Consider the following 14,798-nt stretch of genomic DNA (forward strand, 5'->3'; position numbering starts at 1 on the left):
TATTGGATCCAGCACTAGCCAGTGAAAATTGTACAGTAAACCAAAAGCCTACTCCGCCGCCTCGCTAACCCGCTCCAGCATCGGCGCGAGGTACTGGCCCGTAAAGCTCCGCGGCTCGCGTGCCACGGCTTCCGGCGTCCCTTCGGCCACGATCTCGCCACCGCGCACGCCGCCTTCGGGGCCGAGGTCGAGGATCCAGTCGGCGGTCTTGATGACGTCGAGATTGTGTTCGATCACCACCACCGAATTGCCCTGGTCGACCAGCCGGTGGAGCACTTCGAGGAGCTTGCGGACATCCTCGAAATGGAGGCCCGTGGTCGGCTCGTCGAGGATGTAGAGCGTCTGCCCGGTGCTGCGGCGGCTGAGCTCCTTGGCGAGCTTCACCCGCTGCGCCTCGCCCCCTGACAGCGTCGTCGCCTGCTGGCCGACCTTGACGTAGCCGAGGCCGACCTCGTTCAGCATGTGCATCTTGTCGCGGATCGGGGGGACGGCCTTGAAGAACTCCTCCGCGTCCTCGATCGTCATGTCGAGCACGTCGGCGATGGAGTGGCCCTTGAACTTCACCTCCAGCGTTTCGCGGTTGTAGCGTTTGCCGTGGCATTCCTCGCAGGTGACGTAGACGTCGGGGAGGAAGTGCATCTCGATCTTGATCAGCCCGTCGCCCTGGCACGCCTCGCACCGGCCGCCCTTGACGTTGAAGCTGAAGCGCCCGGGCTTGTAGCCGCGGGCCTGGCTTTCGGGGAGGCCGGCGAACCAGTCGCGGATCTGGGTGAAGGCGCCGGTGTAGGTCGCCGGGTTGGAGCGCGGGGTGCGGCCGATGGGCGACTGGTCGATCTCGATCACCTTGTCGCAATATTCCAGGCCGGTGACCTTGTCGTGCGCGCCCGCGACCACCCGCGCCCCGTTCAGCTGGCGCGCGGCGGAGGCGTAGAGCGTGTCGATGGTGAAGGACGACTTGCCGCTGCCCGACACGCCGGTGATGCAGGTGAAGGTGCCGAGCGGGATCGAGGCGGTGACGTCGTTGAGGTTGTTCGCCCGCGCGCCATGGACGGTGAGCTTGTGGCCGTTGCCCTTGCGGCGCTTGCTTGGCACCTCGATTTCGCGCGTGCCGTTGAGATAGGCGGCAGTGAGCGACTTCTTCGACTTGAGCACCTGCTTCAGCGTGCCTTCGGCGACCACCTCGCCCCCGTGGACGCCCGCACCCGGGCCGAGGTCGACCACATGGTCGGCGGCGCGGATGGCGTCCTCGTCATGCTCGACAACGATGACCGTGTTGCCGAGATCGCGCAGGCGCTTGAGCGTTTCCAGCAGCCGGTCGTTGTCGCGCTGGTGGAGGCCGATGCTGGGCTCGTCGAGGACGTAGAGCACGCCCGACAGCCCGCTGCCGATCTGCGAGGCGAGGCGGATGCGCTGGCTCTCGCCCCCTGACAGCGTGCCGCTGGTCCGGTCGAGGTTGAGGTAGTCGAGCCCGACATTGTCGAGGAAGCCCAGCCGCTCGTTGATCTCCTTGAGGATCGCCTTGGCGATCTGCTGCTGCGTGTCGGTCAGCTGGTCGGGCAGCGCGAGGAAATATGCCTTGGCATCCGACACGCTCATCTTGGTCGGGGTAGCGATGTCCGTGCCCGCGATCTTCACCGCCAGCGCCTTCTCGTTGAGGCGCTTGCCGTTGCAGGTCTCGCACGGCTGCGCGGTCTGGAACTTGGCCAGCTCCTCGCGCATCCACGCGCTCTCGGTCTGCAGCATGCGGCGGTTGAGGTTGCCGATGACGCCCTCGAACGGCTTGCGCACGGTGTATTCCTTGCGCCCGTCCTTGAAGGTCAGCGGGATCGCCCTGCCCTTCGTGCCGAACAGGATGATGTCGCGGATCTCGCGGTCGAAATCCTCCCACGGGGTTTCGAGGCTGAACTCGTATTCCTTGGCGAGGGAGGCGAGGACCTGCATGTAATAGGGGCTCGGCGGGTTCGACTTGGCCCAGGGCACTACCGCGCCCTTCTTGAGGCTGAGCGCCTCGTTCGGCACGACCAGCTGCGGGTCGAACAGCTGCTTCTCGCCGATCCCGTCGCAGGTCGGGCAGGCCCCCTGCGGCGCGTTGAACGAGAACAGCCGCGGTTCGACCTCCTCGATGGTGAAGCCGGAGACCGGACAGGCGAACTTCTCGGAGAAGACGATGCGGTTGGCGGGCAGGCCAGCGCCCTTCATCGCCCCGCCCTGCTCTTCAGCCTCGCGCCCCGGCACCACTCCATCCGCGAGGTCGACATAGGCCAGCCCCTCGGCGAGCTTGAGCGCCTGTTCGAACGAGTCCGCCAGCCGCGTCTCGATGCCTTCCTTCACCGCGATACGGTCGACCACCACCTCGATGTCGTGCTTGTATTTCTTGTCGAGCGCGGGCGCTTCCTCGATCGGGTACATTTCGCCGTCGATGCGCACGCGGGTGAAGCCGGCTTTCTGCCACTCGGCCAGTTCCTTGCGGTATTCACCCTTGCGCCCGCGCACTACCGGCGCGAGCAGGTAGAGCCGTGTGCCCTCGGGCAGCGCCATCACCCGGTCGACCATGTTGGACACGGTCTGCGCCTCGATCGGCAGGCCGGTGGCGGGCGAATAGGGCACGCCCACGCGTGCCCAAAGCAGGCGCATGTAGTCGTAGATCTCGGTCACCGTGGCCACGGTCGAGCGTGGGTTGCGGCTGGTGGTCTTCTGCTCGATGCTGATCGCGGGGCTGAGGCCGTCGATATGCTCGACATCGGGCTTCTGCATCATCTCCAGGAACTGGCGCGCATATGCGCTCAGGCTCTCGACATAACGCCGCTGTCCCTCGGCATAGATCGTGTCGAAGGCGAGGCTCGACTTGCCCGAGCCGCTAAGGCCGGTGATCACGATCAGCGCATCGCGCGGCAGGTCGATGTCGATGCCCTTGAGGTTGTGCTCGCGCGCGCCGCGGACGGAGATTGTGGTGAGTGCCATGAAGTAGGTTTGTTCCTGAATTGTTCGCGTTGGTCAAGGCGCCGCAAGGCTTGTGCACCAAACCGTGCCCGTCGCGCCTCCGTCCCGACGAAAACGAGCCCCCGCCATGTGGGGTCTGGGGCCCGCCTTGCAAGTCCGCGTGTAAGAGGAGGCACACCTCCAAGTCGCTGGGCGGACGTGGTCCGACATCCGCCGACAATCCCCTGTCGTTCGCCGACCAACGAATGCCGCGCTCCAGGCAGCGGTGATAGCCGTCGACCACTGTATTGTCAGGGGACCATTCCATGTATCGCAATCGCATTCTCGCTCGGGCGAAGGCCACTTCGGCGCTCGCGCTCGGCCTCGCATTTGCCCTTCCTGCCGTTTCCGCGCACGCCGAGCCGAGTGCCACGGCGGATGGTGCCTCGGCCGACGTGATCGTCGTCACGGGCCAGGCCAAGATCGGCGAATACGGCCTCGATCTCACCACCCGCGACCTCAACGCCGACCCGGGCGACGACTTCGAGCGTTACGCCAGCGGGGCGTGGATCGACCGCACCGAGATCCCGGGCGATCGTCCTTCGGTCGGATCGTTCTACAACCTTCGAGAGGACGTAACGAGCCAGGTCAACGGGCTCATCACCGAGGCGCCCGCCGGTACGCAGCACGGCGCGCTTTACAAGACCTTCATGGACGAGAAAGCGATCGAGAAGGCCGGGATCGCCCCGCTCAAGCGTGACCTCGCCAAGGTCGACGAGATCGGCGACAAGGTCGAATTCGCCCGCTTCATGGGTTCGACCTACGAGAAGTTCGGCGGCACGCTGTTCGGCAGCGGTCCCTATGCCGACCCCGACGACCCGACGATGAACACGCTGTGGCTCGGTTCTGCCGGGCTTGGGCTTCCCGAGAAGGACTATTACTTCGACGCCAAGTTCGCGAGCCAGCGTGGCGCCTATCTCGACTATCTCGAACGGACCTTCCGCGCCATCGGCGTTGCCGAGCCGCGCGCTGCGGCAAGCCGGGTTATGACCTTCGAGACCTACCTTGCCGAGCTCAATTGGGACAATGAGAAGACCCGCGACATCGACAAGATCAACAATCCGATGTCGACTGCCGAGCTCGCCGCCTATGCCCCCGGTGTCGACTGGGGTGCATTCTTCGAGGGGAACAATATCCCCGAACAAGAGCGCATCATCGTCACCGACAACACTGCGGTGAAGGCCATCGCCGCGCTGTATGAAAAGACCGACCTCGACACGCTTAAGCTGTGGCAGAAGGCGCGGATTTCGGACCAGGCGTCGCCCTATCTCAACAAGAAGATGGTCGACAGCAAGTTCGCCTTCACCAGCACGCTGTCGGGCGTCAGCGAGCAGCGTGCGCGCTGGAAGCGGGCGGTCGACCTGATCGACGGCCAGCTCGGCGAACTGGTCGGCGAGGCCTATGTCGCGGAATACTTCCCCAAGATCGCCAAGACCCGCATGGACGAGCTGGTCGGCAACCTGAAGCTCGCCATGGCCGACCGCATCCGCGGCAATGAATGGATGAGCAGCGATACCAAGGCCGCCGCCATCGAGAAGCTCCAGAAGATGGACGTGATGGTCGGCTATCCCAAGGAGTTCCGCGATTACTCGCAGCTGACGATCAACTCCACCAGCCTCTACGACAACATTGTCGCGGCGACGAAGTTCAACGCCGACTATGCCATGAGCGACCTCGGAAAGCCGGTCGATCGCAGCAAATGGGGCATGAACCCGCAGACCGTGAACGCCTACAACGGCGGGCTCGAGAACAAGATGGTCTTCCCCGCGGGCATCCTCCAGCCGCCGTTCTTCGACGCTTATGCCGACCCTGCGGTCAACTATGGCGCGATCGGCGTGGTGATCGGCCACGAGATCAGCCACGGCTTCGACGACCAGGGCCGCAAGATCGACGCCAACGGCGCAGTGCGCGACTGGTGGACCGCCGAGGACAACGAGCGTTTCAAGGTCGAGGCCAAGAAGTTCGGCGACCAGTACGCCAAGTTCGAAGTCGTCCCAGGCGCCTTCATCAATCCCGACCTGACCATGGGCGAGAACATTGCCGACCTTGCCGGCGTGCTGGTGGCGCTCGATGCCTATCACAAGTCGCTGAACGGGCAGGAAGCCCCGGTGATCGACGGGCTGACCGGCGACCAGCGCTTCTTCCTCGCTTATGCCCAGGTGTGGCGGGCCAAGGCGCGCGAGGATGCCCTGCGCAACCAGGTCACCACCGATCCGCACAGCCCGGCGCGCTATCGCACCATCGCCCCGCTGCGCAATGTCGATGCCTGGTACGAAGCCTTCGGCATCAGTCCCGACGACGACATGTATATCGCACCCGAAGATCGCGCGCGCATCTGGTAAGCAGCCGGATTCGGTAGGCCAGCTCTACTCGGTAAGCATTACAGGCGGGTCAAACCGCCTGTAATGCGCCGTTTCAGCCTTGCTGCGCTGCCCAAATATTAACATTTTCGCGCTATTCGCCCGAGCTTGAACAGGAGCATCGGAAGAGACGCGAGTTGTCGACCGCCGAACTGCGTGAGAATGAGCCGGACACCGCCCGCGACGCGCTGGAAGTGCGACGCGAGGCGGTGCTCGACATGCTCGCGCGCGAAAGGCACGCTCTGACCGCCAGCCTGCTCGGCGTCACGATGCTGCTGGTCACCGTCGCGACCATGCCGCCTTCGATCCTCCTTTCGCTGTTCATGCTCGCGCGCATTGCTTCCTTCGTGTTTACCCGCTGGGCAGCAACACGGCTGGAAAAGCTGATCGAGCAGCGCAAGCCGCTGGGACATGCGGAACACGTACTGTTCGCCGCCATGGTGACGACCGGCGCGACCCTTGCTCTGATGCTGTGGCCCGCGCCCCTGGGCGCTACGGTCGCATCAGCCGTCACCCTTCAGGTGGTCGTCCTGGTGGTGGTGACCCTGATCTCCGTTACGCTGGCCGCTTTCCCGGCACCACGTGACGGAATGCTGGGATCGTTCTGGCTGGTTGCGACAGGTATCATCCTCACTCACCCCGAACGCTACGACCAGCTGTTCATTTTCGTCGCGACAGCCTTTGTGCTGGGCGTCAGGGTCTATGCCGCCAACGCCGGTCGCCATATCGAGGCCGCAGCGCGGACCACGGTCGAGAACCGCAAGCTGACCGAAGAGCTTGAAGAAGCGCTCGCCCATGCCGAATTCCTCAACTGGCGCGATCCCCTGACGGGGTTGTTCAACCGCCGTCGCCTCTTCGAAGAGCGTTCACCCGAGAGCCACGCGGCCAACCGGCACCTGCTTACGATCGACCTCGACCGGTTCAAGGCAATCAACGACCGGTTCGGCCATGCGGCAGGCGACCACGTCCTGATCGCAGCTTCGGACGCCATCCGATCGGCCACCGCCCAGCTTGCCGATCGCGGCGAACAAGAGGCATTCCGACTGGGGGGCGAGGAGTTCCTCGTCATTCTGGAAGGTGTAGATGCCGATGAAGCCAACGAGGTCGCCGAGCGATTGCGCTGCGCGATTGCCGCGGTCGGACCTTCCCTCACCGCCTACGCCCGACTGCAGGTGACTGCTTCGATAGGGATTGCAGAGTGGCGCCGAGGCGAGAACCTCGACGACGCGCTGCTACGCTCGGACATTGCTTGTTACGAAGCCAAGGACAAGGGCCGCAATCGCGTCCGCCGGGCGGCCTGATCCACGCAAAATCCCGCAGGGCGAGCCGCGCTCGCGATGGGTGGGGGACCCCGACAGCCTAACAGCGCGTTTGATTTCCGGTCCGCATTGTTCCGCAGATTTCAAATTCGAACTGCACGCGGCCGCACACCGAGCAATCACAATCGAAGGCCCCCTGAGTTTCCATGGACGCACAGCACGAAAGTCACCCCAGCGAGGGGATCGGAAACGGCGGTGCAATTGCGTCTGCTACGCCAAGCCATAATCTGCGCCTGTTGCTCGAACAGCTCGACCGCCCGCTCGAACGCGTAGACTGGAAAGGCAAGGCAACGCCTCCTGAAACGCGGGCTGCAGACGAACTCAGACAGAGCGAGCGCCAGCACCTCGGCGACCTGGAGAGAGCGCGGGAAGCGGCCCGGGCAGCTTTCGGAGTAAGGCCGTCACTGACAGACCGGGTGCTTGCCTCGCACATTCTGTCGAAAACCGACATCGCCTCGCGCTAACGGGCGGGCTTGCCGCGGGTCTGCTTCGTGGCGCAATGAGCGCCAATGGTTCCGCGCCTCTTCATCGCCATCCGTCCGCCGCAAGCCATTCGCAGTTCCTTGCTCGATGCCATGCAGGGGGTCGAGCGTGCGCGGTGGCAGGACGATGGGCAGTTGCACCTGACGCTTCGCTTCCTCGGTGAAACCAACCACCATCGAGCCAACGACCTCGCGAGCGCCCTTGCCACCATCTCGGCTCCACCCTTCGCCCTCTCCGTCCGCGGATCGGGGATCTTCGAGCGCAAGGGAACGGCCCACACACTATGGGCAGGCGTCCAACCCAGCGAACCCCTCCAACGCCTACAGGCGCGCATCGAGCGCGTGTGCCAGCAGGTCGGCTTCGCCCCCGAAACGCGCAAGTTCGTACCCCACATCACGCTCGCGCGGCTGAACGCTTCAGCCGGTCCGCTGGCGCAATTCCTCGCGCGCACCGGCGATCTGCGCTTCGGCGAATGGATGGTCGACGACTTCCGCCTGTACGAAAGCCACCTCGATCCTGGCGGAGCGCGCTACGAACCGGTGGTCCGCTACCCGCTGGCATGAGGCGCTCGGCGGAACCCCACCAAGACTGCACCGTTCGATAAACCGTAGAGTCGCGCCGACCGGCGACGTGGGGCTTCTTGCACTGCGGCCCGCAATGCTTTCCAAGCGCGTCCGATAAATGTCGCCAATTGCGCCTGGTACGACCAGTGCGCCAACTTTCCAGGGAGACCCCATGAAGGCCCACATTCTGGCCACTGTTGCCGCCGCCGCGCTGCTTGCAGGCTGCACCACCACTCCGGGCGGAGAAGTCGAAACCATGGCCCAGGCATCGATCCCCGAAGGCACCGGCTATTTCGCCTCCGACAGCACGCTGCCATTCAAGGCGCCGGACTTCACCAAGATTTCCGAAGACGACTACGTCCCCGCCTTCGAACAGGGCATGGCGATCCATTCGGCCGAGATCCAGGCGATCATCGACAACCCCGAAGCGCCCACTTTCGAGAACACCATCGTCGCGCTCGAAAAGTCCGGCCAGATGCTGGGCCGCGTGGCAACCGTCTTCTTCGCGCTCACCGGTTCGAACACCACCGACCGGCTCGATGCGATCAACACCGAGATCAGCCCCAAGCTGACCGCGCACGGTGACTCGATTACGCTCAACCCCGCGCTCTTCGCCCGTGTGAAGGCAGTCTACGACAACCGCGCTGCGATGAGCATGACGCGCGAAGACGCCAAGCTGCTCGAAGACACTTACGAGGGCATGGTCCATGCGGGCGCCCTGCTCACCGACGCGCAGCGCGAGCGCGTGAAGGCAATCAACACCGAGCTTTCCGAAGTCACGACCGAGTTCGGCCTTGCTGCCCGCTCGGCAATGGCCGACCAGCCGCTCATCGTCGACACCAAGGCCGAACTCGCCGGTCTCTCGGATGCCGACATCAAGGCTGCCGCCGATCTCGCCACCGAAAAGGGGCATCCGGGCAAGTTCGCCATTGCGCTGCAGAACACCACCCAGCAGCCGCTGCTGCCCACGCTGACCAACCGCGCCACGCGCGAGAAGCTGTTCCAGCTCTCGTTCCACCGTGCCGACGGCCAGCGCGCCAAGGACACGCGGATGATGCTGGCGAAGATTGCCAAGCTGCGTGCCGAAAAGGCCGCGCTGTTCGGCGAACCGGACTGGGCGACCTATGCCATGTGGGACCGCATGGCGGAAAAGCCCAAGACCGCGCTCGACTTCATGGAGCAGATGGTCCCTGCCCTCGCCGCGACCCAGCGTCGCGAGGCGGAAGTGCTCAACGCCGCGATCAAGAAGGATGGCGGCAACTACACCGTCAAGCCGTGGGACTGGTACCGCTATGCCAACAAGGTGAAGGCGGAACGCTACTCGCTCGATGAAGACGCGATGAGCGAATACTTCCAGATGGACAAGGTGCTGGAAGACGGCGTGTTCTACGCCGCGGGCAAGCTTTACGGCCTGCGTTTCGAACGCCGCACAGACCTGCCCGTCTACCACCCCGACGTGTGGACCTACACCGTCTTCGACCGCGACGGATCGGAACTGGGCGTGTTCTACTTCGACCCGTTCCAGCGCCCGTCCAAGCGCGGCGGCGCGTGGATGAGCAACTTTGTCGACCAAAGCAAGCTGTGGAACAACAAGCCGGTCATCTACAACGTGCTCAACATTCCCAAGGCGCCCGAGGGAGAGGTCCAGCTGGTCAGCTTCGACAACGTGAACACCATGTTCCACGAATTCGGCCACGCCCTGCACGGCTTCTTCGCCAACCAGATGTACCCGAGCCTGTCGGGCACGGCGACGGCCCGCGACTTCGTCGAGTACCCGAGCCAGGTGAACGAGGTGTGGGCGACCTATCCCGAAGTGCTGGCCAACTACGCCAAGCACTACAAGACCGGCGCACCCATCCCGCAGTCGATGATCGACAAGATTGAAGAAGCCTCGAAGTTCAACCAGGGATACGACTTCGGCGAGGTCGTCGCGGCTGCACTGCTCGACATGAAGTGGAGCGCGTTGTCGCCTGCGGAGGCTGCTGCCATCGACACGCCGGAGAAGGTCGACGCCTTCGAACGCAAGTCGCTGGAAGACCTCGGTCTCGAAATCGACCTGGTGCCGCCGCGCTACCGCAGCACCTATTTCAACCACATCTTCTCCAGCCCCTCGGGCTATTCGGCGGGCTACTACAGCTACCTGTGGACCGAGATGCTCGACCGCGACAGCCGCAAGTGGTTCATGGACAATGGCGGCCTCACTCGCGCCAATGGCGACCACTACCGCGCAACGGTGATCAGCCAGGGCGGGACGATGGATTACTTCGAGATGTTCCGGAACTTCGCCGGACGTAATCCCGACGTGACCCCGATGCTCGAGGCGCGTGGCTTGGTCACGGAGCCGAAGTAACAGCCAGTTCTCCGGAGAGGAGAGCCACGAGGGGGTCGGACTTCGGTCCGGCCCCTTTTTTGTCTCAGCGCGCGATGAAGGCGCGGTGGCGCTGTTCGCCGACCCAGTTTCCGGAGACGCCCCAGACGCGGGCGACTATATCCTCGGAAAGCGCGTCTGCCGGGGTACCAACGGCGGCCAACCCGCCCCGGTCGAGCACGACGACAAGGTCGGCATGGTTCATCGCGTGGGCTAGGTCGTGGAGTACCAGGACAACGCCGGTACCAGTGTTCGCTGCCTGCCTGAGGTAACGCATCAGCGACAGCTGGTGGGCAAGGTCGAGTGCGGCCAGCGGCTCGTCGGCGAGAATCCATTGCGGCTCACCGGCCAGGACACGCGCCAGCAGGACTCGCGCTGTCTCGCCGCCCGAAAGCGACTGGGCGCGGCGTTCGGCGAGGTGCGCGATGTCGAGCGTAGTGAGCGCCGCATCGACCGGCTCCGCAAGCTTGTCGCCATGCGGCATCCGACCGAGTTCGACGAGACTGCGCACGGGCACGTCCCACGCAATCTCATGCGCCTGCGGAAGGTAGCCGATACGCCGCGCCCGCTCGCGCGGATGGAGAGTGCGCAGGGCATCTTCGCCCAGCATGACCTCGCCCGCATCGGGACCGAGCAGACCGGCAAGCGTCTCCAGCAGGGTCGACTTGCCCGCCCCGTTCGGCCCGCAGATCGCGGTGATCGTGCCCGGCTCGAGGCTCAGGGAGACGTCATGAAGTCGCCCCTCGACCTTCACGCTTTTCGCCGCAAGGTTCATGCTAGTCCCCTCCTCATCCGGATCAGGAGCCAGAGGAAAAACGGCGCACCGAGCAGGCTGAGCGCGATGCCGAGCCGCAGTTCGGTCACCAGCGGCAGGACGCGCACCACGCTGTCGGCGACGAGCACCAGCAGCGCGCCCGCGAGTGCGCTCGGCAGGACCAGTTGCGAAGGCCGGCGGTCGGTCAGCGGACGCACGAGATGGGGAACGATCAGTCCGACAAAGCCTATAATGCCGCTCACCGCCACGCTCGCGCCGACGGTCAGGCCGATCCCGGCAATGAGCAGCCACAGCAGCTTGCGCGTATCGACGCCGAGCGAGCGCGCGACCGGCTCGCCCAAGGTCAGCGCATCGAACGGCTTGCCGCTGCGCCACAACAGGGCGATGCCCAGCGCCACCAGCGGGGCGGCCAGCCACACTTCGCGCCAGCTGCGGTCGGTCAGCGCGCCGTTGAGCCACATCACGATCTCGCTCATGGCAAAGGCATTGGGCGCCATGCTGATCGCCAACGCAGTCAGCGCGCCCGCAAGGCTCGCCACCATCAGGCCCGCGAGGGTGAACAGCGCAATCCCTCCGGTACGTCCGGCAATCGCGGCGAGCAACGCCATCGCTCCCCCCGCTCCCAACAGCGCGAACAACGGAAGCAGGAATGGCGAGGCGGCATAGCCGAACCACAGTGCCGCGACCGCACCCAGTGCAGCACCGGGTGCTATGCCGAAGAGACCGGGATCGGCCAATGGATTGCGCAGGTATCCCTGCATCGCCGCGCCGCTTGCGCCGAGCCCGGCTCCCACCACGATCGCGAGAACGGCCCGTGGCAGGCGCAGTTCTGCGAGGATAATTACCGCATTCGGTGTGCTCGCCGGATCGAGCCACACCCGCCCTGCAAGGAGCGACAGCGGGATGGCGAGCAGAAGCAGCCCGAGGAGAATGGCGACGGCGCGGTTCACGACACGCTCTTCCTGATTTCCGCGAGCCGCCGTGCCGCGCGGATGATTGTCGGGCCCCCGCAATAGAGGAGGCGCGTGTCGAAGGCTTCGCGCCGCATCCGGGGCAGGTGCTCCAGAACCGGATGCCGTTGCCCGACCTCGCTCCCGGCAACCAGCAGGACCTGCGGCGGATCGGCGACCACCTGTTCGAGCGAGAGGTAGTCGGCCTGCGCCATGGTGCGCGCGGCGGAATAGGACGAAAAGCCCGTACGGCGGAGGAGATCGCCCACCAGCGAGCTCTCGCCCGGTACGATGCCGTCGGGCTGCCACAGCGCCGCCTCGACAGCAGCACCCGAAGCCTGCGTCTCGGCAAGCGCGGTTTCGATCCGGGCCACCAGCCGCTCACCGGCCGCAGGGTCACCCGCCAGCCTGGCCAGGTCGCGCACCTGTGCCTCGCTTTCATCGACCGTCGCGGTGCCGCCGAAGGTCACGACCCTGATGCCCAGATCCTCGAATGCCGCCCGCGCGGTCGGTGGGATGAAACTGGAGGCCACGACCACGTCCGGATCGAGCGCAAGAACTTCCTCGACCGTCCCGCCGGTGGCCGCGAAGCGCGCTGCCACCGTGGCGCCCATAGAACTCGCCTGCGGGTCCTTGCTGTAATGCGAGATCGCCAGCAACTGCCCAGGCGCCGTTACTTCGGCGAGGATAGCGTCGGTGCAGGGATTGAGACTGACGATCGTCGGGCGCGCATCGCCCCGCACGCCGGAAGTGCCGCTGCCCGCGCAGCCTGCGAGCAGCAGGGCCAGCGCGGGCAGCAGGCGGATCACAGCTTGGCCCTCACCCCGGCAAAGACGCCGCGCGGGGTCGAGGCATATCCGGCGGCGGTCTGGTAGTCGGTGTCGAAGACGTTCTCGACCCGGCCATAGACCTCGAACGCCTCGCTCACCGGCATTGCCGCGCGCAGGTCGAGAACCTCGTAACCGCCAAGGCGGGTGAAATTCCCGGCATCGTCGTAGCTCTTGCCGACAATCCGCAGGTCCGCGCCGAGCTTGAGGCCGAAGGGCGCCTCGTAGTCGGCAAAGATGGTGCCGAAGTGTTTCGGGCGACGTGCGAGGTCGTTTCCGCTGGTGCGGTCCTCGGTATCGACGAAGGAATAGATGCCCGATAACCGCAGCCCCTCAGCAAGGTCGAAACCAGCTTCGGCCTCGATCCCCTGAGCGCGCGCGCGGGCGGTGTTGTCGTAGAAGCCAAATGGCCGCGCGTCACTGAAGGCGAAACCGATAAGGTCCTTGCTGTCGCGGCGGAAGCCGGTCAGCGCGAGATGTGTCCCGCGCCCTCGCTCGCCCTTCTCGACGCCGAGGTCGAAGCTGGTGCTTTCCTCCGGCTGGAGGTCGGCATTGCCGTAGAAGGACAGCAGCTGGAACAGCGTGGGTGCCTTGAAACCTTCGCCAAGGCTTGCCTTGACCCGCCAGTCCTCGCCGAAGCCGTAGGAGAGGTCCGCGCCATAGCTGCCATTGGTACCGAAAAGTTCATGGTCGTCGATGCGCGATCCGACATGCGCGGCGAAGCGGCCCAATTCGACCCCGACCTGGGCATATGCACCGAAAATGTTGGTCTTGGCCGCCGTGTCGAAGCTGGTGACGAAATCGGTCCATTCCTGCTCCGCACCGAAGGAGACGGTAACCGGACCGATGGCGCGGTATTCGCCGCGTAGCTGGACGCGCTCGGAATGGCCGTCGCTGGCAAAGCTTTCCGCGCCAGCATCGTCGAAATTGTCGCGCTCCGTGTCCGCCAGGCTGTAGGCACCGCGCAGGGTCAGGTCGTTGGTGCTCCAGGTGAAGCCGACATCGCCCCAGTGGCGGCGGGTCTCCTGCGTCTCCAGCGTATCGGCAAGCGCGTAGTCGGGCGGCGGGAAGCCGTCGATGTCGAGCTTGCCTTCGCTCCAGTTGGCGTGGGCAAAAACTTCGAGTCCGGGCGTGACGTCGTAAAAGAGCGAGCCTCCCAGCGCGACCTGCTCAAAACCGTCGCGTTCGCTGCCCGAAGCTGCGGCGGAGAAGCCATCGGTGCGGAACCACGATCCGGTAAGGCCGACGAAATAGGCGTCGTCGCTCACGCCGCCCGCCGCGCTGGCGAACAGCGTGTCGCGGCTGCCGTATTCGAAATTGCCGGCAAGACCGCCGGTGCCTCGTGTGGTCACGTCGACCACCCCGCCGATGGCGTCCGAGCCCCAGATCGTGCTGTTGGACCCGCGCTGGATATCGAACTTGCCCGCCGTGCCGAGCAGGAGGTTGCCGAAGTCGAACCCGCCCGAGGGCGAGGCCGGATCGGCAACGCGCACGCCGTCAACCAGGACGAGTAACTGTTCCGAATTCGCGCCGCGCAGGCTGACGCCGGAGAAGCCACCGATACCGCCATTGCGGGTCAGCGACATGCCGGGGGTGCGCTGGAGGACACGGGTGGCGTCGGCGCCCTGGACCGCGTCGATCTCATCGCGGTCGATGATTGTGACCGACTGTCCGGTGTTGCCAATCGCGGTGCCAATCCCGTTGCCGGTTACGGTGATTGCAACCTCTTCCACGGTCACCGGAAGCGGACTTTCGAGCAGCCGCGGGCCTACAGGCTCGACTTCGGGCGTCAGCGGATCATCCTGTGCCGCGACGGGCACGGAGATCAAAACGGTACTCAACAAAAACAGATATTTGTACACAAAACCTCCTGTCAAAAGCGAACGTCGCTCATGACGGGAGGGAGCTTCGATTGCTCGCATCCACGTTTGCCATCGGTACACCCCGCCCGCGGCCGAACGACGCGCACAGGCAGGTCTCCTGGCTCCCGGATCATCGCCCTCCCGCCGCCTTCCCGGACGCGAGGTCCAGTGGCATTTGGCGGGATCGCTCCCCGGTCACAGTTGCGGGGGCAGCGAGGGCATTTCACCCTCTTCCCTCTTCGGGCCTGCGCGAACAGGCCAACCCATGACGCGGTGCCGCCACTACACCGCGCTGTTGCGCTGCACAAGAGA

General features: G+C 65.0%; 10 protein-coding genes and 1 riboswitch. Of the genes, 5 read left to right on the forward strand and 5 right to left on the reverse strand.

The genetic code is table 11. The annotated features are described in order from the left end of the window. Positions 1-48: 48 nt before the first annotated feature. Positions 49-2,961, reverse strand: a complete 2,913-nt coding sequence (gene uvrA, locus RAM60_RS07500) for an excinuclease ABC subunit UvrA (RefSeq protein WP_369027282.1) — start codon at positions 2,959-2,961, stop codon at positions 49-51. A 284-nt stretch (positions 2,962-3,245) separates the two neighbouring features. Between uvrA and RAM60_RS07505 the strand changes: the two genes are divergently transcribed. The 5 genes from RAM60_RS07505 (at position 3,246) to RAM60_RS07525 (ending at position 10,054) form a co-directional block, all read left to right on the forward strand. Then, positions 3,246-5,321: a M13 family metallopeptidase gene (locus tag RAM60_RS07505; RefSeq protein WP_369027281.1), complete on the forward strand. Its 2,076-nt coding sequence runs from the start codon at positions 3,246-3,248 to the stop codon at positions 5,319-5,321. A 155-nt stretch (positions 5,322-5,476) separates the two neighbouring features. Next, positions 5,477-6,640 (forward strand): GGDEF domain-containing protein, encoded by a 1,164-nt coding sequence (locus tag RAM60_RS07510; RefSeq protein ID WP_369027280.1) that lies wholly within the window; start codon positions 5,477-5,479, stop codon positions 6,638-6,640. 164 nt (positions 6,641-6,804) lie between these two features. Continuing rightward, positions 6,805-7,122 (forward strand): hypothetical protein, encoded by a 318-nt coding sequence (locus RAM60_RS07515; RefSeq protein ID WP_369027279.1) that lies wholly within the window; start codon positions 6,805-6,807, stop codon positions 7,120-7,122. A gap of 45 nt (positions 7,123-7,167) precedes the next feature. Further along, the gene (gene thpR, locus RAM60_RS07520) at positions 7,168-7,704 is read left to right on the forward strand and encodes an RNA 2',3'-cyclic phosphodiesterase (RefSeq protein WP_369027278.1); all 537 of its coding nucleotides are present in this window, start codon (positions 7,168-7,170) and stop codon (positions 7,702-7,704) included. Positions 7,705-7,876: 172 nt separating this feature from the next. Further along, a complete protein-coding gene (locus RAM60_RS07525; RefSeq protein ID WP_369027277.1) occupies positions 7,877-10,054 on the forward strand; it encodes a M3 family metallopeptidase in 2,178 nt (725 codons plus the stop codon). A gap of 64 nt (positions 10,055-10,118) precedes the next feature. On the opposite strand, the gene RAM60_RS07530 is transcribed toward RAM60_RS07525, so the two are convergent. The 4 genes from RAM60_RS07530 to RAM60_RS07545 are packed head-to-tail and all read right to left on the reverse strand — an operon-like array spanning position 10,119 to position 14,465. Then, positions 10,119-10,847, reverse strand: coding sequence for an ABC transporter ATP-binding protein (locus tag RAM60_RS07530; protein ID WP_369027276.1), 729 nt, complete (start codon positions 10,845-10,847; stop codon positions 10,119-10,121). Further along, positions 10,844-11,797 carry a FecCD family ABC transporter permease gene (locus tag RAM60_RS07535; protein WP_369027275.1) on the reverse strand — a complete coding sequence of 318 codons (954 nt, stop codon included), beginning with the start codon at positions 11,795-11,797 and terminating at the stop codon, positions 10,844-10,846. The genes RAM60_RS07530 and RAM60_RS07535 overlap by 4 nt, the downstream gene beginning before the upstream one ends. Then, a complete protein-coding gene (locus RAM60_RS07540) occupies positions 11,794-12,606 on the reverse strand; it encodes an ABC transporter substrate-binding protein (protein ID WP_369027274.1) in 813 nt (270 codons plus the stop codon). Before RAM60_RS07540 ends, RAM60_RS07535 begins: the two co-directional genes overlap by 4 nt. Continuing rightward, positions 12,603-14,465: a TonB-dependent receptor plug domain-containing protein gene (locus RAM60_RS07545; protein ID WP_369027273.1), complete on the reverse strand. Its 1,863-nt coding sequence runs from the start codon at positions 14,463-14,465 to the stop codon at positions 12,603-12,605. Before RAM60_RS07545 ends, RAM60_RS07540 begins: the two co-directional genes overlap by 4 nt. Before the next feature lie 125 nt (positions 14,466-14,590). Then, positions 14,591-14,754: riboswitch (cobalamin riboswitch) on the reverse strand. Positions 14,755-14,798 lie beyond the last annotated feature (44 nt).

This window comes from Qipengyuania sp. RANM35, from assembly GCF_041021145.2.
Classification (GTDB): Bacteria; Pseudomonadota; Alphaproteobacteria; order Sphingomonadales; family Sphingomonadaceae; genus Qipengyuania; species Qipengyuania soli.

Coding starts and splice junctions, on each gene's coding strand:
- uvrA (WP_369027282.1), bottom strand. CDS start 2,961: ATGGCACTCACCACAATCTCCGTCCGCGGCGCGCGCGAGCACAACCTC.
- RAM60_RS07525 (WP_369027277.1), top strand. CDS start 7,877: ATGAAGGCCCACATTCTGGCCACTGTTGCCGCCGCCGCGCTGCTTGCA.
- thpR (WP_369027278.1), top strand. CDS start 7,168: ATGGTTCCGCGCCTCTTCATCGCCATCCGTCCGCCGCAAGCCATTCGC.
- RAM60_RS07505 (WP_369027281.1), top strand. CDS start 3,246: ATGTATCGCAATCGCATTCTCGCTCGGGCGAAGGCCACTTCGGCGCTC.
- RAM60_RS07515 (WP_369027279.1), top strand. CDS start 6,805: ATGGACGCACAGCACGAAAGTCACCCCAGCGAGGGGATCGGAAACGGC.
- RAM60_RS07530 (WP_369027276.1), bottom strand. CDS start 10,847: ATGAACCTTGCGGCGAAAAGCGTGAAGGTCGAGGGGCGACTTCATGAC.